A 26,387-nucleotide genomic window follows, 5' to 3' on the forward strand; every position below is an offset into this window, starting at 1 on the left:
TTCATGAGCCCGAAGCAACCCGACCGGGTCCACGTCACCGACGTCGTGCTGCGTGACGGTCATCAGTCGCTGATTGCCACTCGCATGCGCACCGAGGACATGCTGCCGATCTGTCCGCAGCTGGACGCCATCGGCTTTCATTCCCTGGAGGTATGGGGTGGGGCGACCTTCGACGCCTGCGTTCGTTTTCTCAAGGAGGACCCCTGGGAGCGGCTGCGCGCATTGAAGGAGGCGCTGCCCGCCACGCCGCTGCAGATGCTGCTGCGCGGCCAGAACCTGCTGGGCTACCGCCACTATGCCGACGACGTGGTCGAGCGTTTCGTCGCGCGTTCCGCTGACAATGGCATCGATATCTTCCGGATCTTCGACGCGCTCAACGACCTGCGCAATCTGGAAACCGCGATGCGCGCGGTCAAGGCCAGCGGCAAGCACGCCCAGGGCACGCTGTGCTACACGGTCAGCCCGGTGCATACCCTGGCGATGTTCGTCGAACAGGCCCGCCGGCTGGTCGAGATGGGCGCCGATTCGATCGCCATCAAGGACATGGCGGGTCTGCTCACCCCCTATGCCACCGAACAGCTGGTGGCGGCGCTGGTCGAGGCGGTCGAGGTGCCCATTCACCTGCATGCCCATGCCACCTCGGGGCTGTCGTCGCTGTGTCATCTCAAGGCGATCGAGGCCGGCTGCCGGCACATCGATACCTGCAACTCCGGCTTCGCCGGCGGCACCAGCCACCCGTCCACCGAAGCGATGGTCGCCGCACTGCAGGGCACCGGCTACGATACCGGGCTGGATCTCGAGGCGCTCAAGCAGGTCGGCGACTATTTCCGCGAGGTGCGCAGGAAATACGCCGCCTTCGAGAGCGAGTTCACCCGCGAGGACGTCTCGGTACAGATCAACCAGGTGCCGGGCGGGATGATGTCCAACCTGGCCAACCAGCTCAAGGAGCAGAACGCGCTATCGCGGATTCGCGAGGTGTTCGCCGAGATCCCGCGGGTGCGCGCAGACCTTGGCTACCCGCCGCTGGTCACGCCGACCTCGCAGATCGTCGGCACCCAGGCGGTGATGAACGTGCTCACCGGCGAGCGCTACAAGGCCATCACCAACGAGGTCAAGCGCTACCTGCAGGGCGGTTACGGCCAGCCGCCGGCCGAGGTCGACGCCGAGATCCGTCGCCGGGCGATCGGCAACCAGCCGGTCGAGGAGGGGCGCCCGGCCGATGCGCTGGCACCCGAGATGGAGCGCCTGGGCCGCGAGACCGGAGAGCTGGCCGAGAGCGAGGAGGACGTGCTGACCTTCGCCATGTTCCCCGAACTGGGCCGCGATTTTCTGCAGGGGCGCCGCGACGGCACCTTAAGCCCCGAGCCGCTGCCCGCGCCCGACGCCGCGGCGGGGCGCCCGGCGACCGAGGGCGTGCCCACCGAGTTCGTGATCGATGTGCATGGCGAGTCCTACGAAGTGCAGATCACCGGTGTGGGACGCAACACCGGCGGCAAGCGCCAGGTCTACCTGACGCTTGACGGCATGCCCGAGGAAGTGGTTTTCGAGGCCAAGGACGACTATGTCGGCAGCGCGGCGCCGGGGCGTGCCAAGGCCAGCGCGCCGGGGCACGTCACCACCTCGATGCCGGGCAACATCGTCGACGTGCTGGTCGCTGTCGGCGACGGCGTCGAGGCCGGTCAGCCGGTGCTGGTCACCGAAGCGATGAAGATGGAAAGCGAAGTTCATGCCCGGGTCGCCGGCACCGTGCAGGCCGTCCACGTTGCGCGTGGCGATCGCGTCACGCCCGGCGAAGTGCTGATCGAGATCGACTGAGTCACAGCTTTAGGTGGTCGGCAAGTGGCTGTCGGGATGGGCGATGGTGCCTGCCGACTCACGGCGAGGCATCGCCGGACTTGCAACTGGCGCTGAGCCGGCTAGTAGTTAAGAGTAAGCAATTGTTCGCCCCACCCAGGAGAGACCCCATGGATGACAAGCACCGTAGCGATGAACTGGCCCGCCTGGTCGACCAATGCTACAGCCAGGCGCGCCGCGTCGATGGCCGCAGCGCACTGATGGGCGGTGCGCTCGGGCTATTGTTGAGCAGCCGCCATGGACGCGGCGTGCTCGGCAAGGCCCTCAAGTACGGCCTGGTGGCGGGGGTCGGTGCGCTGGCCTGGCGGGCACGCAGCGAACGCGAGCGCAGCCCATCGCGCGGGCTGGACGACGCGACGCCATCATCCAACGGCGACGAGACGATCGCCGAGACGCGGGTCTCCGAGACGCCGGCCGCCGGAACGCCGGCCGCCGGAACGCCGGCCGCCGGAACGTCGACGGGCTCCTTCGCGACCCAGCGCGACGACGCCGAACCGCCACAGGTGCCTTGAGTCGGCAACTCGCCTTCATGGCCACGTGGTCGCCGACGGCGTTCGGCGCGCGCTTGGCGCTGCATCCCGCTCTACCGTGACGCCCGCAACGCCGGGCGCCACGTATCTGCATTTCCGGACCCTTCAGGCCTGTTTCCGCCGCTGCCGGCTGCGAGTCGTCGCGCCATGGTCCGAAATGAACCCGCAATCGAGGGCTTTTGTTGGCTGCATGGCAGGCAAGATGGCGTTACCCTTATCATGCAGTGCAGCAAAGCCACTACGGGAGCTTTCACCATGTTGTCTCTTTATGCCTCCATGGCGCAGGCGGCCACGACCTTCTGGGATCCGCTGGGGATCGGTCGCGCCGCCATCGACTATTGGCGTGACGCCGCCGAGCGCAGCGTGCTCTATCTGGATGTCATGCGACAGCGCGGCAACCAGTACCTCGAGCACATGGAAAAGACCCGTCCCAGCGTGCTGGGCTTCGCGACCGAGATGCTGGTCGATGGGCGGGATCTGCCGCGTCCGGTCAATTACGAGCTGATGCGCGTGCTGCCGCCCGAGGGCGTTATCGTCGACGACGACATGCGCCCGTTCGTGGTCGTCGACCCGCGTGCCGGTCATGGGCCGGGCATCGGCGGCTTCAAGCCCGACAGCGAGATCGGCGTGGCGCTGCGCGCCGGTCATCCCTGCTACTTCATCGGTTTTCTGCCGTTTCCGGTGCCTGGGCAGACGGTGGAGGACGTCGTCGAGGCCGAAGCGCATTTCCTGCGTCAGATCATCGAGCGTCACCCGCAGACCGACGAGAAACCGATGGTCGTCGGCAACTGTCAGGCCGGCTGGCAGCTGATGATGGCGGCGGCGCTCGAGCCCGACTGTTTCGGGCCCATCCTGATCGCCGGCGCGCCGCTCTCCTACTGGGCGGGCGAGCGCGGCAAGGCGCCGATGCGCTACTCCGGCGGGATGCTCGGCGGCAGTTGGCTGACCGCCTTCGCCAGCGATCTGGGGGCGGGCAATTTCGATGGCGCCTGGCTGGTGCAGAACTTCGAGAAGCTCAATCCGGCCAATACGCTGTGGAGCAAGCAGTACAACCTGTTCGCCAACGTCGACAGCGAGGCGCGTCGCTATCTGGAATTCGAGCGCTGGTGGGGCGGCCACGTGGTCCTCGACGGTGCCGAGATCCAGTATATCGTCGACAATCTGTTCATCGGCAACCGACTGAGCAGCGCCCAGTTGCAGACCCGCGACGGCCGGCGCATCGACCTGCGCAACGTGCGCTCGCCGATCGTGGTGTTCTGCTCGAAGGGCGACGACATCACGCCGCCGCCCCAGGCGCTGGGCTGGATTCGCGATCTTTACGGCAGTGTCGACGACATCCAGGCCAACGACCAGACCATCGTCTATTGCGTCCACGATACCACCGGCCATCTGGGCATCTTCGTCTCGGGCAGCGTCTCGCGCAAGGAGCACGCCGAGTTCACGGAGAACATGGATTACATCGATATCCTGCCGCCGGGGCTCTACGAGGCCGCAGTCAACGAACGGCCCGGTGACGGGTCCGCAGCGCAGCATGTCGATGGCGATTACCTGCTCGAGTTCACCCCGCGCGATCTCGACGATGTCAACGCCATCGTCCAGCCGATCCACGAGGACGAGCGGCGCTTCGCCACCCTGGCCAGGGTCTCGGAGATCAATCTGGGGATATACCAGCGCTACGCGCAGCCCTGGATGCAGGCGATCGTGACCCCCGAGGCGGCGCGCTGGATACGCCGCATGCACCCCATCCGGCTGGGCTACAAGCTGCTCTCGGATCGCAATCCGGCCAGCGTGCCGTTGCCGGTGATGGCCGATTTCGTCAAGGCCAACCGCGCTGCGGTCGGCAACGACAACCCGTTTCGGGTCGCCGAGAGCATGCTCTCGGATCAGATCGTCAACGCCCTCAATGTCTTGCGCGACGTGCGTGACCAAGGCATCGAATGGCTGTTTCTGGAGACCTACGGTCAGCCCTGGTTGCAGACATTGGCCGGGCTCGGCGTCGACCGTGGCGAGCTGCCCAACCGTCGCCCCGGGCTCGAGCCCGAGCATGGCCGCTTCATCGCCCAGCGCATGGAGGCGCTGCGCGGACGGATCGCCGAGGGCGACAGCCATCACGCAGTGATGCGCGCGCTGATCTTCGTGCTGGGGGGCGCGCCATCCACCGACGAGCGCAACTTCCAGCGGCTCAAGCAAACCCGTGCCCAGATCGAGCCGGATATCAATCTGAGCACGTTCAAGGCGCTGGTCCGCGAGCAGTTCTTCATTCTCAAGCTGGATTCGCCGGCGGCCCTGGAGGCGCTGCCAACCCTGCTCGAGGGCCAGAACGCACAGGCCATCGACGCGCATCTTGCGCACATCGAGCATGTCGTCGAGGCCAGTGCGCCGCTGTCCGAGCGTACCCAGTCACGCCTCGATCGGGTGCGCGAATTGTTCGCGCGGGCCAAGCCGGAAGCCAGACCCGGGCCGGCGTGACGTAACGCTCGAAAACCCCTGATCGGCACGGCGGGCCAGGGGGCTTTCATGTGGCCGGGCTTGGCGAGGGTCTCGTGCCAGCGTCCCGCCCATTGGAGCAGTTCCGTCTTCTTGGCGTCATGGGCGATCAGCGCGATGCGCTTTCTCGCCGGCAGGGTGCGCTGAATCTGGCGTCGCGGACGCTCGGGGCCGCTGACCTCACCGCTCATGACGACGCCGCGTCCAGGTCGAGAATCTTCATCGAGTTGGTGCCGCCATGCGCGTTCATGTGATCGCCGCGAGTCAGGATCACATGATCGTCGGGCTCGGCGATGCCGCGGTCGCGGAGCAATCGCAGGGCGCGCACATCGAGCTCCTCGGGCGGAATGTTGGTAGTGTCGAAGGGCAGCGAGACCACGCCGCGATACAGCGCCATGCGCCGCTGGGCGATGGGGCTGTGGGCCAGTCCGACGATCGGCAGTCCCGAGCGGATGCGCGAGGCGATCAGCGGCGTGTAGCCGGTGGCGGTCATGCAGGCGATCGCCGCCACGCCGGCCAGATGGTTGGCGGCGTACATTGCGGATAGCGCCACCGTTTCGTCGATGCGGGTGAAATCCTCGTGGATGCGGTGCTTGGACTCCTGGATGCTGCGTTCGCGCTCGGCGCCCAGGCACAGGCGCTGCATCGCCTCGACGGTTTCGACCGGGTAGTCGCCGGCGGCGGTCTCGGCGGAGAGCATCACCGCATCGGTGCCGTCGAGCACGGCGTTGGCGACGTCGAACACCTCGGCACGGGTCGGCAACGGCGAGGTGATCATCGACTCCATCATCTGGGTGGCGGTGATCACCGCGCGATTGAGGCTACGCGCGCGCTGGATCAGGCGCTTCTGCACGCCGATCAACTGGGCGTCGCCGATCTCCACGCCGAGATCGCCGCGGGCTACCATCACCGCCTCGGAGGCGCGGATGATGTCGTCCATCACCTCGGGGTCGGCGACCGCCTCGGCGCGTTCGATCTTGGCCACCAGGCCGATCTCGGCGCCGGCCTCGCCGAGCAGCTCGCGGGCCAGCTGCATGTCGGCCGCCGAGCGCGGGAACGACACCGCGAGGTAATCGACGCCGATATCGATGGCGGTCTTTAGATCCTCGCGGTCCTTGTCGGTGAGGGCCGCCGCCGACAGGCCGCCGCCCTGCTTGTTGATGCCCTTGTTGTTGGACAGCTTGCCGCCGACGCGCACCGTGGTATGGACCCGCGGTGGCTCGACCTTGATTACTTCCAGTTCGAGGCGGCCGTCGTCGAGCAGCAGCACGTCGCCGGCGCTGACGTCGTCGGCCAGCGTCTTGTAGTCGCAACCGACCTGGGTGGCATCGCCGGCATCGCGCGCAAGCGACACGTCGAGGATGAACGTCTGATCCTCGACGAGCGTAACCGCGCCGTCGGCGAAACGGGCGATGCGAATCTTCGGGCCCTGCAGGTCGCCGAGCGCGGCGACGCTGCGACCATGACGCTCGGCGGCTTCGCGCACCGCACTCAGGCGGCGGCGATGATCCTCGGGCGAGCCGTGGGAAAAGTTCAGCCGCACCACGTCGACGCCGATACGGATGAGTTCGTCGAGTACGCCCTCGCGATCGCTGGCGGGGCCCAGGGTGGCGACGATCTTGGTGCGGCGAAGGGGGGCATGGCCGTGCAAGTCCGGCATGAGAAGCTCCTTACTGCTCGGTACTGTCTCTATAAAGGTGGCAACGATCGTCCGCCATGCAAAGTGCTTGTGCGGAAGTCCACGTCAACAAGCCTGGCGGTCGTGCCTGCGACAACATGTAGTCATTTTACTACATCATAGTACAGCACGTTGTCGCCGGACGTGAAAGCCGCGCGATCCCCGACTCCGCGCGTCCGACCGAGCGCAGTGTGGGACCAGGCCGGCCGCCATGGCAGGCTTGCGCCAAGCCTGGCCGCGCGTCTAGTGTCATGAAAACCCGCCTCGCACTTGACGCCATGCAGCGACTGGCGCCCAGCGGATGGCTGGGGTAGGGTAAGCGCATTTTGTCACCGGCGTTCGCGTTCGGTACGTCGTACACGTCGCCGCGTCATGCATGCGGACTCGACACGTAGAAAGTGGAGCACTATGGGCAAGTCACTGGTCATCGTTGAGTCGCCAGCCAAGGCCAAGACGATCAACAAGTACCTCGGCAACGATTTCATCGTGAAGTCGAGCGTCGGCCACATTCGCGACCTGCCGACCAGCGGCTCCGGCAAGAACGTCAGCGATCCCAAGGAGCGCGCCAGGCAGGCAGCGGCGACACGCAAGATGTCCCCCGAGGAGAAAGCTGTCTACCAGAAGCAGAAGTCCTGGCATCAGCTGGTGCGGCGCATGGGCATCGACCCGGAGCATGGCTGGCAGGCCAACTACGAGATCCTGCCGGGCAAGGAGAAGGTCGTCGAGGAGCTGGCCAAGCTGGCCAGCAAGGCCGACACCATCTATCTCGCCACCGACCTGGACCGCGAGGGGGAGGCGATCGCCTGGCACCTGCGCGAGACCATCGGTGGCGATGACGAACGTTACAAGCGGGTGGTGTTCAACGAGATCACCAAGAACGCCATTCAGGAAGCCTTCAAGGAGCCGGGCAGCCTCAACATGCCGCGGGTCGAGGCGCAGCAGACGCGGCGCTTCCTCGACCGGGTGGTGGGTTTCATGCTTTCTCCATTGCTGTGGAGCAAGGTCGCCCGCGGGCTGTCCGCCGGGCGCGTGCAATCGGTGGCGGTGCGCCTGATCGTCGAGCGCGAGCGCGAGATCCGCGCCTTCGTTCCCGAAGAGTTCTGGGACGTGCATGCCGATCTGGTCAGTTCAGCAGGCGAGCCGATACGCTTCGAACTGGTGCGCCAGGACGGCAAGCCGTTCCGGCCCACCTCCGAGGCCGAGACCCTTACGCGCATCGCAGCGCTTCACAAGGCCGATCTTGAGATCACCGCCCGCGAGGAGAAGCCGACCCGCTCCAAGCCCAACGCGCCGTTCATCACCTCGACCCTGCAGCAGGCCGCCAGCGGCCGGCTGGGATTCTCGGTGAAGAAGACCATGACCCTGGCCCAGCGTCTCTACGAGGCGGGTTACATCACCTACATGCGTACCGATTCCACCAATCTTTCGCAGGAAGCGGTGAGCGGTGTGCGCGACTACATCGAGGGTCAGTTCGGCCAGCGCTACCTGCCCGAAGCGCCGCTGCGCTATTCGAGCAAGGAGGGCGCCCAGGAGGCCCACGAGGCGATCCGTCCCTCCGAGGTGACGCGCACCGCCGCCGACCTGGCCGGCATGGAGCGCGATGCCGAGCGGCTCTACGAGCTGATCTGGCGCCAGTTCGTGGCCTGCCAGATGACCCCGGCGGAGTACCTGTCGACCACGCTGACGGTGGAAACCCAGGGCTTCGAGCTGCGCGCCAAGGGCCGCGTGCTCAAGTTCGACGGTTATACCCGGGTCATGAAGCCGACCGGCAAGAAGGACGAGGACCAGACGCTGCCCGATCTGGCCGAGGGCACCGCGATGGTGCTCGAGCGCCTCGACCCGCAGCAGCACTTCACCAAGCCGCCGGCGCGCTACACCGAGGCGAGCCTGGTCAAGGAGCTGGAGAAGCGCGGCATCGGCCGGCCGTCGACCTACGCCTCGATCATCTCGACCATTCAGGATCGCGGCTACGTCAAGCTCGAGAGCCGGCGCTTCTATGCCGAGAAGCTCGGCGACATCGTCACCGACCGGCTGGCCGAATCGTTCAGCGACCTGATGGATTACGGCTTCACCGCGCGCATGGAGGACAGCCTCGACGAGGTCGCCGAAGGCGAGCGCAACTGGCGGACGCTGCTCGACGCCTTCTACGCCGAGTTCCGGGCCAAGCTGGAAACAGCCGAGGGCGAGGACGGCATGCGCCCCAACCAGCCGGTGCCCACCGACATCGACTGCCCCAAGTGCGGGCGCAAGATGCAGATTCGCACCGCCTCGACCGGGGTATTCCTGGGCTGCTCGGGATACAACCTGCCGCCCAAGGAGCGCTGCAAGACCACCATCGACCTGATTCCCGGCGACGAGGCGGTCGCCGCCGAGGCCGGCGAGGACGCCGAGACCGATGCGCTGCGCGCCAAGCGTCGCTGCCCCAAGTGCGGCACGGCGATGGACAGCTACCTGATCGACGAGACCCGCAAATTGCATATCTGCGGCAACAGCCCCGATTGCGACGGCCACGAGATCGAGTCCGGCAAGTTCAAGCTCAAGGGCTACGAAGGGCCGACCATCGAGTGCGACAAGTGCGGCAGCGACATGCAGTTGAAGTCGGGCCGCTTCGGCAAGTATTTCGGCTGCACCAACGAGAATTGCAAGAATACCCGCAAGCTGCTTAGAAGCGGCGAGGTGGCGCCGCCCAAGATGGACCCGATCCCGATGCCCGAGCTGGCCTGCCAGAAGGTCGACGACCATTACGTGCTGCGCGACGGCGCCAGCGGGCTGTTCTTGGCCGCCAGCCAGTTTCCCAAGAATCGCGAGACCCGCGCGCCGCTGGTCGCCGAACTCAAGGCCCACGCCAAGGAGCTGCCCGAGAAGTATCACTTCCTGCTCGAGGCTCCCGCCCAGGACCCCGACGGCCGGCCGGCGCAGATCCGCTTCTCGCGCAAGACCAAGAGCCAGTACGTGATGAGCGACGAGGAGGGCAGGGCCACCGGCTGGAAGGCGATTTACGAGGACGGCCGCTGGCAGATCGAGGACAAGCGCAAGTGACTCCCCGAGGACGCACCAACCAGTTGCTCTACCAGGCCGAATTGCTGCTCGCCTGCGAGCCCGGCGACGACGAGCATGCCGCGGCGCGGCACATGGCGATCGAGGAGGGCACGCTGGCGCTTGCCGAGCTGGCGCTCGACGCGGCGTTGCGCGAACTCACCGAGCATGCTGCGTTTAAGCGTCACGACTGGCGGGAACTGCTGGAAGGCCAGGATGAAGGCGTCGCCGAGTTGCGCCGCCTGCGGGTGCTGCGCGACGACCCGGAAAGTTGGCTGGCGAGGCTCTGTCTGCGACTGCATGCGCTGCACGATGTCGAGGGCGCGGCGCGGCGCGAGGCGAGCGATTCGCTGATCGTCGCCGCCGATCGCGTGACCCTGGGCGACGAGCTACACTGGTGCCTGCGGGCCTTCAAGGACGAGCTCGCCGCGTTGCGCGAAACCAGCGTCGAATGGTGACGCCCAGGCGCGCTAAGTGTTAGGCTGTCGTCATAGAATAACGACCATGGCCGTATGCCGTGGTCGTTTTTTGTTGCCAAGGAATAACCAGCCATGGCGCAATGAATCGAGGTGACCGTGTCAGAGACTGCCGTGTTGGAAATCGTCGAACTCGCCGATGGCGAATTCGTGTTGCGCCCGGCCGATGAAGGCGAGGGCGAGCCGCTGTTGAGCATTCGCATCTCCGAGGAAGCCGCCGAGCTGCTGAGTCAGAGTCGCTTCGAGGTGGCCCGGAAGATGATCGATCACGCGATAACCCAGACCACCCTGTGGGAGGGCGAGAAGGACGCAACGTCGCTGCCCGAGACGATGCATTGACTGTCGGGCACGTTGCCGTGCCCGCTCATGAATGAAATCCATGGCGGGCCTGAATCGTACCCGCTAGCCAGCACGCTCCTGATCCATCCGGCAACCAACGAGGGGGCGGCATGCAACGTGTAGCCATTCTGGTCGACGTGCAGAACGTCTACTACACCACTCGCCAGGCGTTCGGCCGGCATTTCGACTACAACGCCTTCTGGGCGCAGGCCAGCGCCGGGCGCGAGGTGGTCGCGGCCCACGCCTACGCGGTCGACCGCGGCGACGACAAGCAGCGCCAGTTCCAGAACATCCTGCGCGCCATCGGTTTCGAGGTGAAACTCAAGCCCTACATCCAGCGCCGCGACGGCTCGGCGAAGGGCGACTGGGACGTCGGCATTGCCCTCGACGCCATCGAACTCGCCGAGCGCGTCGACCGCTTGGTGCTGGTGTCCGGCGACGGCGATTTCGCGCTGCTGGTGCAGCGTGTCGGCCAGCGCTTCGCGGTCCCGGTCGAGGTCTACGGCGTCGCTCGACTCAGCGCCGAAGCGCTGGTGCGCGCGGCCTCGCCGTTCATCGCCATCGACGCGCCGCTGCTGCTGGCGGCGCGCCCGGCTCAGCCTTCGCGGTGACGCTTCATCCAGTTGACCAGTCCGCCTTCGAGCAGTATCTCGACCTGGCGCGGGGTCAGGTCGTGGCGCAGCACGATTTCGCCGTCATCGCTTTGGACGGCGATGCGATCGCCCTGCTTCAGGGTCTCGTGCACACCCTCGAAGGTTAGCGTCTGGCCGCTTTCCAGGGTGTCGTAATCGCCGGGATCGTCGAAGCGCAACGGCAGCACGCCGAAGTTCACCAGGTTCTGCCAGTGGATGCGCGCAAAGCTCTTGGCGATGGCCACTCGCAGGCCGTTGTAGCGCGGTGCGATGGCGGCGTGCTCGCGGCTCGAGCCCTGGCCGTAGTTGCGCCCGGCGATGACGCAGTGATCGCCGCTGGCCTCGGCTTTCTGCGGATACTCCTCGTCGATGCCGCGAAAGCAGAATTCGGCGATGCGCGGGATATTGCTGCGATACGGCAGCACCTCGTTGCCGGCCGGCATGATCTCGTCGGTCGACACGTCGTTGTGCATCTTCAGCAGCACCGGTAGTTCCAGACGGTCGGCGATCGCCTCGAATTCCGGCAGCGAGGCGATGTTGGGTCCCTTGATCAATTCCACCTTGCGCGCGGCGTCGGGCTCCAATGGCGGCATCAGATCGCGAACGTCGATCAGTGGATCGTCGGGCTCGCTGACGCGCGGGTAGGCGAAGTCGAGATCGCGCGGATCGCTGATCGCCCCGTTGAGCGCCGAGGCGGTGGCGGTCTCGGGACTGCACAGGAAGACCCGGTCCTCGCGGGTGCCGGAGCGGCCGGGAAAGTTGCGCGGCGTGGTGCGCAGGCTGTTGCTGTCGTTGGCCGGGGCCTGGCCCATGCCGATGCAGCCGTTGCAGCCGGCCTGGTGCAGTCGCCCGCCGGCGCCCAGCAGGCTGAGCACGTGGCCGTCGCGATCGAGCGTCTCGAGGATCGAGCGCGAGGTGGGGTTGATGTCGAACGATACCCAGTCGCTGATCCGGCGATCCTTGAGCATTTCGGCGGCGATCGCGAAATCCCGATAGCCGGGATTGGCGGAAGAGCCGATATACGCCTGGGAGAGGCTTTCGCCGGCGACCTCGCGTACCGGTACCACGTTACCGGGGCTCGAGGGCGTGGCGATCAGCGGCTCGAGGCGTGAAAGATCGATCTTCTCGTCGATGTCGTAGCCGGCGCCGTCATCGGCCGCGAGGGGGCTGAAGTCGTCGCCTCGGCCCACGGCCGCGAGGAAACGCTGTACCGCGTCGTCGGCGGGAAACACGCTGGTGGTGGCGCCGAGCTCGGCGCCCATGTTGGCGATCACGTGGCGATCCATTGCCGACAGGCAGGCAAGGCCGGGACCGTAGTATTCGATGATCCGCCCGATGCCGCCGTCGACGCCGTGACGGCGCAGCATCTCGAGGATCACGTCCTTGGCGCTGACCCAGTCGGGCAGCTCGCCGGTCAGCCTGACCCCCCAGACCTCGGGCATCTTGAGGTGGAAGGGTTCGCCGGCCATGGCCATCGCCACGTCGATGCCGCCGGCGCCGATCGCCAGCATGCCCATCGAGCCGGCGGCCGGGGTGTGGCTGTCGGAGCCCAGCAGGGTCTTGCCGGGCTGGCCGAAGTGCTGCTGGTGGGTGGGGTGGCTGACCCCGTTGCCGGCGCGCGAGAACCACACCCCCAGCCGCGCGGCGGCGCTTTGCAAAAAGCGGTGATCGTCGGGATTCTTGTTGTCCTCCTGGATCAGGTTGTGGTCCACGTACTGTGCCGACACCTCGGTCTTGACTCGCTCGAGGCCCATCGCCTCGAGTTCCAGCATCACCATGGTGCCGGTGGCGTCCTGGGTCAGCGTCTGATCGATGGACAGCGCGATCGCCTCGCCCGGGGCCATTTTTCCCTCGACGAGGTGCGCGTCGATCAGCTGGTGTGCCACGTTCATGGCCATCGTGTGCCTCCTTTCACGCCGACCTGCGGCGTTGCGGTTGCGGTGCGGACAGGCAAATCCGTGCCCCTGTTATTACCAGTGTAGAAAAATGCCCCGTGCCGCCAACTCGTCGTGCTCGACTAACGTTGCATGCCACGACGGCTGACGTTGCGGCCTCGATCCTCTATCTTACGTTAACGTCAACTAGTCGCCTTGGCTCGCCTCGGCGCCTACGACCAAGCGCCGATCCCATAGGCCAGGCGGCTGCTTTAAAGTGATTCAGGGTGAGCCGGCTTGCCCTGCGGCGCACAGGCCCACAAGGCGACCGCGCCGGCACGGCGTTTAACGCGCGACCACTCGCCCGCGATCCGGGCGACGACAAGGGAAGATCCGATGAGCACAACAACAAGGTCCAGCGTCGTTCACCGGCCCGACTTCATGAACGGCGACGAGTTTCAGATCCCCGTCTTCAAGCTGCTCAAGCAGGACGGCACGCCCTACAAGAACGCCAAGCTTCCGCCACTCGACAAGGACAAGGCGCTGCGCATCTACCGCGCCATGCTGTTCACCCGGGTGCTCGACGAGCGCATGCTGGCCGCCCAGCGCCAGGGCCGGCTGAGCTTCTACATGCAGTCCACCGGCGAGGAGGCCACGGTGATCGGCAGTACCGCGGCGCTCGACGATGGCGACATGATCATGGCCCAGTACCGCGAGCAGGGCGCGCTGGCCTATCGCGGCTTCGCTGTCGACGAATTCATGAACCAGCTGTTCGGCAACGATCGCGACTACGGCCGCGGGCGGCAGATGCCGGTTCACTACGGCTCGAAAAAGCTCAACTACCTGACCATCTCGTCGCCGCTGGCGACCCAGATCCCCCAGGCCACCGGCTACGCCTACGGCCAGAAGCTGGCCGGCGAAGGCCACTGCACGATCACCGTGTTCGGCGAGGGCGCGGCCTCGGAGGGCGACTTCCACGCCGCGCTCAACATGGCCTCGGTGCATCGCGTGCCGGTGATCTTCCTGTGCCGCAACAACGGCTACGCGATCTCCACGCCGGCGGTGGAGCAGTTTTCCGCCGACGGCATCGCGCCGCGCGCCTTCGGCTATCGCATGAAGGTGATCCGGGTCGACGGCAACGACATCCTCGCCGTCTACCAGGCCACCCAGGAAGCGCGCAAGCTGGCGGTGGGGCACAACCAACCGGTGCTGATCGAGGCGATGACCTACCGCCTCGCCGCGCACTCGTCGTCGGACGATCCCTCGGGCTATCGCAGTCGCAAGGAGGAGGAAGCCTGGCGCGACAAGGACCCGGTGCTGCGCATGAAGCTGTGGCTCGAGGGCCAGGGCTGGTGGAGCGAGGAGGAGGAAAAGCAGGAGCAGGAAGTCCGGCGGCGCGAGGTGCTCGAAGCCATGAAACGCGCCGAGAAGCGCCCGCCGCCGCCGCTCGACAGCCTGGTCAGCGACGTCTACCACCAGGTGACGCCGGCGCTCGCCGCGCAGCTCGAGGCGCTCAAGGCGCATATCCGCAAGTATCCCGAGGCCTATCCCAAGAGCGCGCCCGGCCTAGATGCCGAGCAAGGAGGCACTCGCGATGCCTAACATGAACATGCTGCAGGCCATCAACCAGGCGCTGGACACGGCGATGGCCGCCGACGACAAGGTGATCTGCTTCGGCGAGGACGTCGGGGTGTTCGGCGGGGTGTTCCGCGCCACCAGCCACCTGCAGGACAAGTACGGCCGCGATCGCTGCTTCAACACCCCGCTGGTCGAGCAGGGCATCGTCGGCTTCGCCAACGGCCTGGCCGCCCAGGGCTCGGTGCCGGTCGCCGAGATCCAGTTCGCCGACTACATCTTTCCGGCCTTCGATCAGCTGGTCAACGAGACCGCCAAGTTCCGCTATCGCTCGGGCAACCTGTTCAACGTCGGCGGCCTGACTCTGCGCGCGCCCTACGGCGGCGGTATCTCCGGCGGGCTCTACCACTCGCAGTCGCCCGAGGCCTACTTCGCCCACACCCCGGGGCTCAAGATCGTCGTGCCGCGCAACCCGCACCAGGCCAAGGGCCTGCTGCTGGCGGCGATCCGCGACCCGGACCCGGTGCTGTTCTTCGAGCCCAAGCGGCTTTACCGCGCCTCCACCGGCGAGGTCCCCGAAGAGGACTACCAGCTGCCGCTGGGCACGGCGGAAGTCACCCAGCAGGGCGACGACATCACCCTGGTGGCCTGGGGCGCGCAGATGGAGGTGGCCGGCAAGGCCGCCGAGCTCGCCGCCAGGCAGGGGATCGCCTGCGAGATCATCGACCTGCGCAGCATCCTGCCGTGGGACGCCGAGACGGTGGTCGCGTCGGTGCTCAAGACCGGCCGGCTGGTGATCACCCACGAGGCGCCGCTGACCGGCGGTTTTGCCGCCGAGATCGCCGCCACCGTGCAGAGCCGCTGCTTTCTCTACCTGGAGTCGCCGATCGCCCGGGTGACCGGACTGGATACGCCGTTCCCGCTGACCCTGGAGAAGGAGTATCTGCCCGATCATCTGAAGATCTTCGAAGCGATCAAGCAGACCATCGAATTCTAGAACCGGCAGCCCGGCGATTTCAGGAGACAATCATGAGCGATTTCATACTGCCGGACATCGGCGAAGGCATCGTCGAGTGCGAGCTGGTCAAATGGCTGGTCGGCGAGGGCGACACCATCGAGGAGGACCAGCCGGTGGTCGAGGTGATGACCGACAAGGCGCTGGTCGAGATCACCGCGCCCGAGGCCGGACGAGTGACGCGGCTCTACTATCAACAGCAGGAGAATGCCCGGGTGCATTCGCCGCTGTTCGCCTACACGCCGCTGGAGCGCGCGGAAGACGACGACGCGGACAGCGGCGCGACGCAGGACGCCGCCGAGCGCGAACCCGCGCACGACAGCGGTCATCCCGAGGCGGTCACGCCCCCCGTCGAGTTGCCGGCCGAACGCCAGGCGGCAAGCGCGCCTGCGCGCCAGGACGAAACGGCACGCAACGCGCCGAATCAATCCGCCGGTGGCCCGCATGGGCGCATTCCGGCCAGCCCCGCGGTGCGCCGGCTGGTGCGCGAGCTCGGCGTGTCGCTGGCGGCGATCCCCGGCTCCGGCAAGCACGGTCGGGTGCTCAAGGAGGACGTGCTGGCGTTCGACAGGCGCGGCGACGGGCCGCGTCAGACGTCGCAAGCCGCGCCCACGGCTAGCGGGGGCGCGGCGCGGGTCGAGCCGATTCGCGGCATGCGCGCGGTGATGGCCAAGCGCATGGTCGAGTCGGCGACGACGATCCCGCATTTCAGTTACGGCGACGAGATCGACGTCACCGAGCTGCTGGCGCTGCGCGAGCGGCTCAAGGCGCAGGCCGAGGCGGCCGGCACGCGGCTCACGCTGATGCCGCTGGTGATGAAGGCGCTGGCGCTGGCGCTTCAAGCCCATCCGCTGCTCAACAGCCGGGTCGACGCCGCCGTCAGCGAGATCCACTACCAGCCGCACTGCAACATCGGCATGGCGGTGGACAGCCGGGCCGGCCTGCTGGTGCCCAACGTCAAGCGCGTCGAGCAGTTGAGCCTGCTCGAGATCGCCCGCGAGGTGGCGCGGCTGACCGAGGCCGCCCGCGAGGGCCGGGTCGGCCAGGCGGATCTCGCCGACGGCACTATCAGCATCTCCAACATCGGCGCGCTGGGCGGTACCTACGCCGCGCCGCTCATCAACCTGCCGGAGGTGGCGATCGTCGCGCTGGGCCGCACGCAGTGGCTGCCGCGCTTCGATGCGCAAGGGCAGGTGGTGTCGCGGGCGATCATGACCGTCACCTGGTCGGGGGATCATCGGGTCATCGACGGCGGCGCCATCGCGCGCTTTAGCAACCAGTGGAAGGGCTATCTCGAGGACCCGCAATCGATGCTGCTCGAGATGCATTGAACCGATTGCCGGGACGTCGTCATGGCCAAGGAAACCCTGGAGCAGTTCTACATCCCCGAAGAGCAGTCGATCTACCTGCTCAGCCATGACGATGCGCGCAAGCTCAAGGATTGGGTGGCGTTGTGTCGCGGCCAGCTCGAACAGCTCGGCTATCGCGGCATCGAGCTGGTGGGCAAGGGCGCCTACGGCTTCGTGTTCGCCGGGGCGCTCCCGCAGGGCGCAGGGCGCGCTGCCGAGCACGTCTTCAAGTTCTCGCGCATCACCTTGCCGCAACACCTGCAGGATCGCCTCGAGGAGGAGGCGTTCATGCTCGAGCAGGTCGATCACCCGCGGGTACCCAAGCTGGTCGCCTATCAGCGTCTCAATCGCCAATCGATCCTGGTCATGGAGCGCGCCCCGGGGGTCAATCTCGAGGAATACTCGCTACGCCACGGGCGCTTGTCGCCGCGGTTGGTGGTGCGCATCGCCGCCCAGCTGGCCGACATCCTGCGCCATCTGCGCCGCGAGACCGGGCCGCACGTGCGGCCGATCGTGCATGGCGACATCAAGCCCTCGAACCTGGTCTTCGACCCGGCCACCGAGCGCATCGCGTTGATCGACTGGGGCTCGTCGGTATTCGCCCAGTTGGACGCCGGCCAGCAGTTCGTGACCACCAACGTCATGGAGCTGATGTCCGCCGACCTGCAGCACACCAATGCGCGGCTCGGCGACGTCTATTTCATCGGCGACGAGCAGTTGAACGGCGGATTGTCGTCGCCGCGCTTCGACGAGCAGGGCACGGCGGCCACGTTGTATGCGCTGGCCTCGGCGCAATCGTGCCGCTTCGGTCACCGGGCGATTCCGCCCACCGCGCTGGGCCTGCCGGTGGAGTTCGCGCGCATGCTCGAGGCGATGCTCGACCCCGACCCGGCGCGGCGTCACCGCGGCGGCGATCATTTCATCAGCGAGATGCCGCGCCTGGCGCGGCTGGTAATGCTCGACCTGGCCGAGCCGGCGGAGACCGCGCGGGTGCCGGTGTGGGTCAGGCCCAGCAACCGCGAGATCGATACCGTGGTCTACAGCTCGCGCAAGTCGTTTTTGCGCGAGGAGGCCGCCAGCGACACCTTGAGCGCAGTCAACGACGTCCAGCTCGACCGCTACTACAAGAATTTCATGCAGGGCATGGGCGAGACCGAGAAGGCGTTTCTCGCCGCGGTCAGCCGGCTCGGGCGCTACCCGGTGGTCGGCGGCCTGGCGGTGCGCTGGGAGAGCGACGGCGTGTACATCGACAGCGTGCTCAACCTGCACGATCTGACGCTCAAGACGGCGTTCGTCGCGGCGGTCAACAACATGGTCTCGCTGGCGCGGGCGATCTACCGCCGCGGGGTGTTCAAGAGCTGCCTGTTCAACGCCCGCGATACCCTGCATATCGACCGTGATTCGCCCCAGGCGCCGTTCGAGCCCGAAGCGGGGCTGGCGTTGCCCTACGAAGTCAGCGCGGCGCCCGATCTCGAGGATCACACCCGGGTGCACTCGTATTTCGAGGACGGTCCCGATCCCGAGGAGTTCCTGCAACTGCCGGCGGCGATCATGGCCCAGCTCGAGGCGCTCAACGCCATCCATCACACCGGGTTGATCATCTTCGAGGCGCTGCCCACCCACCTCAAGATCCACAGCTACTACCGATTGCTCGACCCCGCGCGCGAGACCGAATTCCGCGCCTGTCTCGATGCGATGCTGACGGCGGTGCCGCAGATCAGCGGGCTGGGCGTGTCGGGCTATATGAAGATGCCTTACAAGGACACCAAGGTCTTCTCGCATATCGAGCGACTGCCGGCGCGTTTCTATCCCCGGGATCCGCGTGGCGAAGCGTCACTGACGAACGGTTGAGGCAAACCGACTGGCCATCGGTTTAACACAGGCTAAATACATGCGAACCTCGCAGGCGTAGCCTCGAGCGAGTCGCCAGGAAGGCGACAGGCAGTGACGAGACGGCGTTGCTGGGGCCTGCCTCCCCATCTACGTTTACAGGACGGACGGCAGCGCGCCGCATTAAAGCAGACTAATGGAGGAGTTTGCGATGAAAGAGACTCAAGACCTGTTCCCGACCCGACTGGAACGCAAATTGGGGATGTTCGAGCGTATCGACCCGGTGGTCCATAGCGAAGGCGAGCAACGCAAGGGTCCGCTCAGCGAGGATGAACTCGACGAATTCGACCGCAAGGGTTTTCTCTCCTTCGAAAGCTTCTTCGGCGAGGACGAGATGCAAGCGTTTCTGCAGGAGCTGCGCGATTACGAGAGCGACGAGGATCTCAAGCTCTCGGAAGGCACCGTTCTCGAGCCCGGCAAGGAGGAGATTCGCTCGATCTTCGGCATCCACGAGGTATCCGAGCGGTTCAGCCGCCTGACCCGCGATCCGCGCCTGTTGGCGATGGTCCAGCAGATCCTCGGCGGCGATGTCTACATCCACCAGTCGCGCATCAACTACAAGCCCGGCTTCAAGGGCAAGGGCTTCGACTGGCATTCCGACTTCGAGACCTGGCACAGCGAGGACGGCATGCCGCGCATGCGCTCGGTGAGCTGTTCGATCATCCTCACCGACAACGGCGAGTTCAACGGTCCGCTGATGCTGGTGCCTGGCTCGCACAAGTACTTCGTGCCGTGTGTCGGGCGCACGCCGGAGAACAACTACAAGGAGTCGCTGAAGAGCCAGGACATCGGCGTGCCTGACGATGCCAGCCTGCGCGATTTGATGGTCAAGGGCGACATCGAAGCGCCCAAAGGGCCCTCCGGTTCGCTGGTGATGTTCGAGTGCAACACCCTGCACGGTTCGAACATCAACATGTCGTGCTGGCCGCGCAGCAACCTGTTCTTCGTCTACAACAGCGTCGACAACACGCTGCACGACCCGTACTGCGGCAACCGTCCGCGTCCCGAGTTCCTGGCCAACCGCAAGGACTGGCGGCCGCTGACGCCGGTTGAATAAGAATGCATTCAAAGCCTGCCTCACCCGGCTGCCGCGGCCAGGTTGAAGCAAGGGTCTTTCGCCATGGAGGGCGAAAGTAGCGTCAATGGAAGGATTCACAGCGCCCTTGCGAAAACCTGGCTCGGCAGTTGGCAGCCCGGTTCTAGAACGAGCAGGGCTGCATCGTCGGCTTTCAAGGGCGCTCGCAAGGGTGCCTTTTTCGTCGCCGGCTGGCTGCCCACGGATGAAGAAAGCGTGGCGAATCGGTACAATCGCGCACTTTTGCCGCTCGGCCATTCCCGCGCCGGTCTCTCTTGCCGGCCCTTCTTCGATTGGACCCTCAGTGATTTCCACAGCCAATATCACCATGCAGTTCGGGGCCAAGCCCCTGTTCGAAAACGTTTCGGTCAAGTTCAACAACGGCAACCGCTACGGCCTGATCGGCGCCAACGGTAGCGGCAAGTCCACCTTCATGAAGATCCTCGGCGGCGAACTCGAACCGTCGGCGGGGCAGGTGATGCTCGAGCCGGGCACTCGCCTGGGCAAGCTGCGCCAGGACCAGTTCGGCTACGAAGCGCATCGGGTGATCGACACCGTGATCATGGGCAACGTCGAGCTCTGGCAGGTCGCCGCCGAACGCGAGGCGATCTACGCCCAGGCCGAGATGAGCGAGGCCGACGGCATGCGCGTCGCCGAGCTGGAGACCCAGTTCGCCGAGTTCGACGGCTACACCGCCGAGGCGCGTGCCGGCGAGCTGTTGCTCGGACTGGGGATTCCCGAATCCCAGCATTTCGGCTTGATGAGTGCCGTGTCGCCGGGCTGGAAGCTGCGCGTGCTGCTGGCCCAGGCGCTGTTCTCGGATCCCGACGTGCTGCTGCTCGACGAGCCGACCAACCACCTGGACATCAACACCATCCGCTGGCTGGAAGGCGTGCTGACCACGCGCAGCAGCACCATGGTGATCATTTCCCACGACCGCCACTTCCTCAACAGCGTGTGCACCCACATGGCGGATCTCGATTACGGCGAGATCCAGCTGTTCCCCGGCAACTACGACGAGTACATGACCGCGGCGACCCAGGCCCGCGAGCGCATGCACGCCGACAACGCCAAGAAGAAGGCGGAGATCGCCGAGCTGCAGCAGTTCGTCAGCCGTTTCTCGGCCAACGCGTCCAAGGCCAAGCAGGCCACCTCGCGCCAGCGCAAGATCGACAAGATCAAGCTCGACGAGATCAAGCCGTCGAGCCGGGTCAGTCCGTTCATCCGCTTCGAGCAGAAACGCAAGATCCATCGTGGCGCGCTCAGCGTCGAGGGTCTGACCAAGGGCTACGACGGCACGCCGCTGTTCGAGAAGCTGGGGCTGCAGCTCGAAGCCGGCGAACGCCTGGCGATCATCGGCCCCAACGGCGTCGGCAAAACCACGCTGCTGCGCTGTTTGACCGGTTCGCTGGCGCCGGATCACGGCAAGGTGAAGTGGACCGACGCCGCCGAGGTGGGTTATTTCGCCCAGGACCATGCCGACGCCTTCGCCTTCGATGCCACGCTCTACGACTGGATGGCCCAGTGGACCGACGGCGGCGAGCAGGCTATCCGCGGGGCGCTGGGACGCATGCTGTTCTCCAGCGACGACATCGGCAAGTCGGTCAAGGTGATCTCCGGGGGCGAGCAGGGGCGCATGCTGTTCGCCAAGCTGGCGCTCGAAAAGCCCAACGTGCTGGTCATGGACGAGCCCACCAACCACCTCGACATGGAATCCATCGAGGCGCTCAACCTGGCGCTGGAACACTATCCCGGCACGCTGATCTTCGTCAGTCACGATCGCGAATTCGTCTCGTCGCTGGCCACCCGCATCCTCGACATGAGCGGCGAGGGCGTCACCGACTTCACCGGCCGCTACGAGGACTACCTGCGCAGCCAGGGCGTCTACGGTTGAGCGAGTCGGCGATTGGCGTGTCCAGTGCGCGATACCGTATGGTGAAACGTAAAGTTCTTCCGAGGTGAAGCCAACCGTGACTGACCAGAATCCCCGCTTTCAGGCCGCGCTCGAGCGGCTGGACGCCCTGCACGGCGAAGACCCGCGGCTCGAGCGGACCGAGGATGGCGAGCACATTCCCTATGAATTGCTCTATGCGCGCTGGATGAGCGAATGGCTGGGGCGCGTTGCCCCCGAGGCCAGCGAAGTGCTGCAACTGGCGGTGCGCGCCCAGCACCTGCAACGCTGGCGGATCCCGCGCGACGACTATCCCCGCGATCGCCCGGGCTACCTTGCCTGGCGGCGCGAGCTGGGACGTCGCCAGGCCGAGACCGCCGCCGCGGTGCTGCGCGAGAGCGGCTACGACCAGGCCAGCTGCGAGCACGTCGCGCAGATGATCCGCAAGGAGCGCCTGCGCAGCGATCCCGATGCCCAGGCGCTCGAGGATAGCGCCTGCCTGGTGTTTCTCGAACGCGAGTTCGCGGACTTCGCCAGCCGCCACGACGACGACAAGCTGATCCGCATCCTGCGCAAGACCTGGCACAAGATGTCGCCGCGCGGCCATGAACTGGCGGCGACGATCGGCCTGCCGCCGCGCGCGCAGCAACTACTCGAGCGCGCCCTGGCCTGAGCGGGTCCAGCTCGAAGCCGCTCAACGCAACTTGATAGGCGCAGATCGGCGACGTCGGCCGGCGGATGGAAGCTGTCGGGGTCGGCGTTTTGCCAGAGCCGCCTTCGCCGACGGTTGCGCGCGTTGCTGGCTCGGCTAGCCTTGTAGGTGATCACTGTCATTCGGCGAAACCATTAACAGTGAATTCGCAAAGGCAGGTGCAATACGCGAAGACGCCATGATGACCCAGGATGCGACAGCCCCGGCCTTGCCCTGGTGGCTGCAGGCCGGCGACGAGGAGTGTCCCTTCTGCCTGCGCCGCTACCACGTCGAGGCGGGTTATTACTGTATGCACTGCGACCAGCCGATCTGCCCGTTCTGCGTGGTCGAGTTGCGTGAGAGCCGCGAGACCGTCTGTCCCGACTGCCGAGAGGAGGTGTGACGATGAGCGCCCGTGCCATGTGGCGCGGCGCGCTTTGCTTCGGCGAGGCGCGCGTGCCGGTCAAGCTCTACGCCGCGCTGGCCGATCGCAGCGTGCATTTTCGCCTGCTGCATCGCAAGGACCGCGCCCCGGTCCGTCAGGTGATGGTCGAGCCCGAGGCCGAACAGGTGGTGCCCTACGCCGAGAGCCGGCGCGCCAGGCGCTCTATCAGCGCGCCCAGGAGATGGCTATCGCCGGGCGTAGCCAGATGACCAAGGCCGAACTCATCAAGGCCATCCAGGGTGCGGCCTAGTCCGCCCGGCGCTGGCCGCCCGTGCCCGCATGTACCACCGGCAATTCGCAGGCCCTGGCCAACGCCTCGGCTTTTCGGGCATTGGCGAACAGCCTCACCTCGAGCGGCCTGAACAGCTGATTCTCGACCGCGACCAGCGGGCGCAGCCAGCGTTGATCGGTCACCGCCGCGGCGCGGTGGAAATGGCTCAGCTGGCCGAGCTGGGTCAGGCCGTAGCCCAGGTCGCGCAGCAGCGCCGAAGCGCTCATCCAGCGCAGCGCATCGATCTCGGCGTACAGGCTGACCCGCGGGTGGGCCTGCTTGGCGGCCTCGATGGCGTCGATGGCGGTTTGCAGTTGGTGGGCGTCGAGCCGCCCGCTGACGCGCAGCGCGACGACGTGCGCAGCCGGGGCGGTGAGCAATTCGAGCATGGCGGCTTCCTCGAATGGGAACGGGCCTTTCAAGCGTAGCACTCGAAGAGCACAGTGCCTCGCCCTCCGGCAGCAGGTCGAGGACAAGTTCATGCCATACGCTGGCGGCGAAATTGCGCGGCAGGCTAGAATGCACCGCCGTCTCGAGTCGTCCGGAGTTTCCCGCATGCCTAGCCATCCCGACGTGGTCGTCATCGGCGCCGGCGCCGCTGGCCTGATGTGCGCGCTGACCGCCGGCTACGCCGGCCGACGCGTGTTGGTGCTCGATCATGCCAGCAAGCCGGGCAAGAAGATTCTGATGTCCGGCGGCGGGCGTTGCAACTTCACCAACCTGGACACCGCGCCGGCGAATTTCTTCTCGGCCAACCCGCACTTCTGCATCTCGGCGCTCAAGCGTTACCGCCCGGAGCACTTTCTCGAGCTGGTCGAGCGCCACGCCATCGAGCCGGTCGAAAAGGCTCCGGGTCAGCTGTTCTGTGCCGACTCGTCGCGGCCGATTCTCGACATGCTGCTCACCGAATGCGACTGGGCCGGCGTGGCGATTCGCCTCGCCACGCCCATCGAGCGCATCGAGCGTCACGCCGAGGGCATGCGCCTGAGTACCGCGGCGGGGCGGATCGAGTGCGGGGCGGTGGTGATCGCCACCGGCGGGCTGTCGATCCCCACGCTGGGGGCGAGCGGCTTCGGCTACGATGTCGCCCGCCAGTTCGGCCTGGCGGTGACCGAGACCCGCGCCGCGCTGGTGCCGTTCACCCTGACCTCGCAGTGGAAGGCGCGCGCCGCGGCGCTGGCCGGGGTCGCCTGCGAGGTCGCGGTGCGCTGTCGCGGCGGCTATTACCGCGAGCCGCTGCTGTTTACCCATCGCGGGCTTTCGGGGCCGGCGATGCTGCAGATCTCGAGCTACTGGCAGCCCGGCGACGAGCTCGTCGTCGATCTGCTGCCGGGGCTCGATGCCGGCGCGGCGCTGCGCGAGGAACGCCGGGCGGCGCCGCGACGGCTGGTGTCGACGTGGCTCGCCGAACGCCTGCCCAGACGCCTGGCCCAGGCTCTAATCGAATGGTACGGCGACGACGGGGTGCTCGCCGAGCGTTCCAACGCCCAGCTCGAGGCGTGGGCCGAGCGGCTCAATCGCTGGCGCCTCAAACCGGCGGGCACCGAGGGCTGGCGCACCGCCGAGGTGACCATGGGCGGCGTCGATACGGCGGCCCTTTCGTCGAAGACTTTTGCGGTCCGGGAACTGCCCCAGCTGCGCTTTATCGGCGAGGTGCTCGACGTTACCGGCGAGCTGGGCGGCTACAACTTCCAATGGGCCTGGGCCTCGGCGGTGGCCTGCGGCCTGGCGTTGTAGCGGCCCAGGGGCATCGCGTGGCGGCTGAGGTGACCGGGCTCCTCAAGCGCATGGCCGGCTTCGTGCGCCGCACCGGGTCGATTTCGCACTTGAAGGGCGTGAGATGGCGCCTACGCTGAGAGGGAAACTGACGGACCCTGCCCAGCGCAAAGGAGTGTACCCATGGCCCCGCTCGCTCATCAGCTCGCAAGCGACACCCTCGAGACTCGGCACACCAAGGAGTGGCTGCGCGATTATCAGCGCGTGCGCGCTGCAACCGAGCGCCTGTGCGCGCCGCTGCATCGGGAGGACTACATGGTCCAGAGCATGCCCGATGTCAGCCCGCCGAAATGGCACATCGCCCATGTCAGCTGGTTCTTCGAAGCCTTTCTGCTCATCCCTTTTCTCAAGGACTACCGGTCGCTCGATCCGGCCTACGACTTCCTCTTCAACTCCTATTACGAGACCCACGGCACGCCCTTCCCACGCCCCGAACGAGGCGTTATATCGCGGCCCACCGTAGACGACGTATACCGTTATCGCGCCCATGTCGACGAGGCCATGGCCCGACTGCTCGAAGCGCCGCCCGTCGAGCATGTCGACGAGATCCGCCGTCGCGTGGAGCTGGGGCTTCATCACGAGCAGCAGCACCAGGAATTGCTGGTCATGGACATCAAGCACATCCTGGCGCAGAACCCGTTGTGCCCGGTCTATCGTGATGACCTGCGCGACGATCTCGCCACGTCGCCGGCGGCCACGCCCGGCGAGCTGGCCTGGCTGAATTATCCCGCCGGCGTGCGCCTGATCGGCCATGAGTCGGCTACCGGCAGCTTCGCCTACGACAACGAGATGCCGCGCCACCGGCAGTTCGTCGAGGCCTTCGAACTCGCCGATCGTCCGGTCACCAATGGCGAATTTCTGGCGTTTATCCGCGATGGCGGCTATCGGCGCCCCGACCACTGGCTGGCCGATGGCTGGCAAAGGGTCAAGGACGAGGCGTGGACGGCGCCGCTTTACTGGGTGCAGCGCGATGACGGTTGGTATCACATGACGCTGGGCGGCCTGGTGCCGGTCGACGAGCACGCCCCGGTGTGTCATGTCAGCTTCTACGAGGCCGATGCCTACGCGCGCTGGTCCGGAGCGCGATTGCCCAGCGAGGCCGAGTGGGAAGTCGCCGCCGAGGGCGTGGACATCCACGGCAACTTCGTCGAGAACGATCATCTTCAGCCGGTGGCGAAAGCCACGGATGGCGCCGCGCCGGGCCGGCTATACGGCGATGTCTGGGAATGGACCGGCAGCGCCTATCGCCCCTATCCAGGCTTTCGAACGCTGCCAGGCAGCCTGGGCGAGTACAACGGCAAGTTCATGTCGGGGCAGATGGTGCTGCGCGGCGGCTGTTGCGCCACGCCGCGCTCGCACATCCGCGCGAGCTATCGCAACTTCTTTCCGCCCCAGGCGCGCTGGGCGTTTTCCGGCCTGCGCCTGGCCCGCGACGCATGAGCGCAGCGCAAGCGACAGGGCGAACCGCCCGAGGCGCTGAAACAGGGTCAATCAAGACGCCGA

At 66.3% G+C, this 26,387-nt stretch carries 21 protein-coding genes; 18 read left to right on the forward strand and 3 right to left on the reverse strand.

Features of this window, described 5'->3' with window-relative positions; translation table 11 throughout:
* Positions 1 to 3 precede the first annotated feature (3 nt).
* The 3 genes from oadA to HALZIN_RS0104020 all read left to right on the forward strand — a co-directional run bounded on the left by oadA (position 4) and on the right by HALZIN_RS0104020 (position 4,853).
* The gene (gene oadA / locus HALZIN_RS0104010) at positions 4 to 1,815 is read left to right on the forward strand and encodes a sodium-extruding oxaloacetate decarboxylase subunit alpha (RefSeq protein ID WP_031382959.1); all 1,812 of its coding nucleotides are present in this window, start codon (positions 4 to 6) and stop codon (positions 1,813 to 1,815) included.
* A 149-nt stretch (positions 1,816 to 1,964) separates the two neighbouring features.
* Positions 1,965 to 2,366 (forward strand): DUF533 domain-containing protein, encoded by a 402-nt coding sequence (locus tag HALZIN_RS18585; protein ID WP_031382960.1) that lies wholly within the window; start codon positions 1,965 to 1,967, stop codon positions 2,364 to 2,366.
* A 273-nt stretch (positions 2,367 to 2,639) separates the two neighbouring features.
* Entirely contained in the window at positions 2,640 to 4,853 is a 2,214-nt protein-coding gene (locus tag HALZIN_RS0104020; protein WP_051907366.1) for a DUF3141 domain-containing protein, read from the forward strand.
* Between the two features lie 205 nt (positions 4,854 to 5,058).
* On the opposite strand, the gene pyk is transcribed toward HALZIN_RS0104020, so the two are convergent.
* Positions 5,059 to 6,531, reverse strand: a complete 1,473-nt coding sequence (pyk, locus tag HALZIN_RS0104025) for a pyruvate kinase (protein WP_031382962.1) — start codon at positions 6,529 to 6,531, stop codon at positions 5,059 to 5,061.
* A 426-nt stretch (positions 6,532 to 6,957) separates the two neighbouring features.
* Between pyk and topA the strand changes: the two genes are divergently transcribed.
* The 4 genes from topA (at position 6,958) to HALZIN_RS0104045 (ending at position 11,011) form a co-directional block, all read left to right on the forward strand.
* Entirely contained in the window at positions 6,958 to 9,588 is a 2,631-nt protein-coding gene (gene topA, locus HALZIN_RS0104030; RefSeq protein WP_031382963.1) for a type I DNA topoisomerase, read from the forward strand.
* Positions 9,585 to 10,043 carry a DUF6586 family protein gene (locus tag HALZIN_RS0104035; RefSeq protein WP_031382964.1) on the forward strand — a complete coding sequence of 153 codons (459 nt, stop codon included), beginning with the start codon at positions 9,585 to 9,587 and terminating at the stop codon, positions 10,041 to 10,043. The genes topA and HALZIN_RS0104035 overlap by 4 nt, the downstream gene beginning before the upstream one ends.
* 117 nt (positions 10,044 to 10,160) lie before the next feature.
* On the forward strand, positions 10,161 to 10,400 hold the full coding sequence (locus HALZIN_RS0104040) for a hypothetical protein (protein WP_031382965.1): 240 nt from the start codon (positions 10,161 to 10,163) through the stop codon (positions 10,398 to 10,400).
* 110 nt (positions 10,401 to 10,510) lie between these two features.
* Positions 10,511 to 11,011 carry a LabA-like NYN domain-containing protein gene (locus HALZIN_RS0104045; RefSeq protein ID WP_031382966.1) on the forward strand — a complete coding sequence of 167 codons (501 nt, stop codon included), beginning with the start codon at positions 10,511 to 10,513 and terminating at the stop codon, positions 11,009 to 11,011.
* Here HALZIN_RS0104045 and HALZIN_RS0104050 read toward each other — a convergent pair.
* Positions 10,996 to 12,930 (reverse strand): aconitate hydratase, encoded by a 1,935-nt coding sequence (locus HALZIN_RS0104050; protein ID WP_031382967.1) that lies wholly within the window; start codon positions 12,928 to 12,930, stop codon positions 10,996 to 10,998. The genes HALZIN_RS0104045 and HALZIN_RS0104050 overlap by 16 nt on opposite strands.
* A 372-nt stretch (positions 12,931 to 13,302) precedes the next feature.
* On the opposite strand from HALZIN_RS0104050, the gene HALZIN_RS0104055 reads away from it, so the two are divergent.
* The 9 genes from HALZIN_RS0104055 to HALZIN_RS0104095 all read left to right on the forward strand — a co-directional run bounded on the left by HALZIN_RS0104055 (position 13,303) and on the right by HALZIN_RS0104095 (position 23,046).
* Positions 13,303 to 14,508, forward strand: coding sequence for a thiamine pyrophosphate-dependent dehydrogenase E1 component subunit alpha (locus tag HALZIN_RS0104055; RefSeq protein WP_031382968.1), 1,206 nt, complete (start codon positions 13,303 to 13,305; stop codon positions 14,506 to 14,508).
* A complete protein-coding gene (locus HALZIN_RS0104060) occupies positions 14,501 to 15,478 on the forward strand; it encodes an alpha-ketoacid dehydrogenase subunit beta (protein ID WP_031382969.1) in 978 nt (325 codons plus the stop codon). Before HALZIN_RS0104055 ends, HALZIN_RS0104060 begins: the two co-directional genes overlap by 8 nt.
* Before the next feature lie 32 nt (positions 15,479 to 15,510).
* Positions 15,511 to 16,827, forward strand: coding sequence for a 2-oxo acid dehydrogenase subunit E2 (locus tag HALZIN_RS0104065; RefSeq protein WP_031382970.1), 1,317 nt, complete (start codon positions 15,511 to 15,513; stop codon positions 16,825 to 16,827).
* 21 nt (positions 16,828 to 16,848) lie between these two features.
* Positions 16,849 to 18,696, forward strand: a complete 1,848-nt coding sequence (locus tag HALZIN_RS0104070; protein ID WP_031382971.1) for a protein kinase domain-containing protein — start codon at positions 16,849 to 16,851, stop codon at positions 18,694 to 18,696.
* Positions 18,697 to 18,886: 190 nt separating this feature from the next.
* On the forward strand, positions 18,887 to 19,792 hold the full coding sequence (gene thpD, locus HALZIN_RS0104075) for an ectoine hydroxylase (RefSeq protein ID WP_031382972.1): 906 nt from the start codon (positions 18,887 to 18,889) through the stop codon (positions 19,790 to 19,792).
* Between the two features lie 322 nt (positions 19,793 to 20,114).
* Positions 20,115 to 21,704, forward strand: coding sequence for an ABC-F family ATPase (locus HALZIN_RS0104080; RefSeq protein WP_035575144.1), 1,590 nt, complete (start codon positions 20,115 to 20,117; stop codon positions 21,702 to 21,704).
* A 76-nt stretch (positions 21,705 to 21,780) separates the two neighbouring features.
* Positions 21,781 to 22,374, forward strand: a complete 594-nt coding sequence (locus HALZIN_RS0104085; protein WP_031382974.1) for a DUF4202 domain-containing protein — start codon at positions 21,781 to 21,783, stop codon at positions 22,372 to 22,374.
* Between the two features lie 217 nt (positions 22,375 to 22,591).
* A complete protein-coding gene (locus HALZIN_RS0104090) occupies positions 22,592 to 22,795 on the forward strand; it encodes a hypothetical protein (RefSeq protein ID WP_031382975.1) in 204 nt (67 codons plus the stop codon).
* A gap of 2 nt (positions 22,796 to 22,797) precedes the next feature.
* On the forward strand, positions 22,798 to 23,046 hold the full coding sequence (locus HALZIN_RS0104095; RefSeq protein ID WP_031382976.1) for a Ku family protein: 249 nt from the start codon (positions 22,798 to 22,800) through the stop codon (positions 23,044 to 23,046).
* A 37-nt stretch (positions 23,047 to 23,083) separates the two neighbouring features.
* Here HALZIN_RS0104095 and HALZIN_RS0104100 read toward each other — a convergent pair whose 3' ends face one another.
* Positions 23,084 to 23,497 (reverse strand): SpoIIAA family protein, encoded by a 414-nt coding sequence (locus HALZIN_RS0104100; protein WP_084173335.1) that lies wholly within the window; start codon positions 23,495 to 23,497, stop codon positions 23,084 to 23,086.
* Positions 23,498 to 23,663: 166 nt separating this feature from the next.
* Here HALZIN_RS0104100 and HALZIN_RS0104105 point away from each other — a divergent pair, with 166 nt between their 5' ends.
* Together HALZIN_RS0104105 and egtB are read left to right on the forward strand one after the other, a co-directional pair.
* Complete coding sequence (locus HALZIN_RS0104105; RefSeq protein WP_031382978.1) at positions 23,664 to 24,845, forward strand: BaiN/RdsA family NAD(P)/FAD-dependent oxidoreductase; 1,182 nt, start codon at positions 23,664 to 23,666, stop codon at positions 24,843 to 24,845.
* Between the two features lie 162 nt (positions 24,846 to 25,007).
* Positions 25,008 to 26,324 (forward strand): ergothioneine biosynthesis protein EgtB, encoded by a 1,317-nt coding sequence (gene egtB / locus HALZIN_RS0104110; protein ID WP_031382979.1) that lies wholly within the window; start codon positions 25,008 to 25,010, stop codon positions 26,322 to 26,324.
* Positions 26,325 to 26,387: the final 63 nt, after the last annotated feature.

It is taken from the genome of Halomonas zincidurans B6 (genome assembly GCF_000731955.1).
GTDB classification, from domain to species: domain Bacteria; phylum Pseudomonadota; class Gammaproteobacteria; order Pseudomonadales; family Halomonadaceae; genus Modicisalibacter; species Modicisalibacter zincidurans.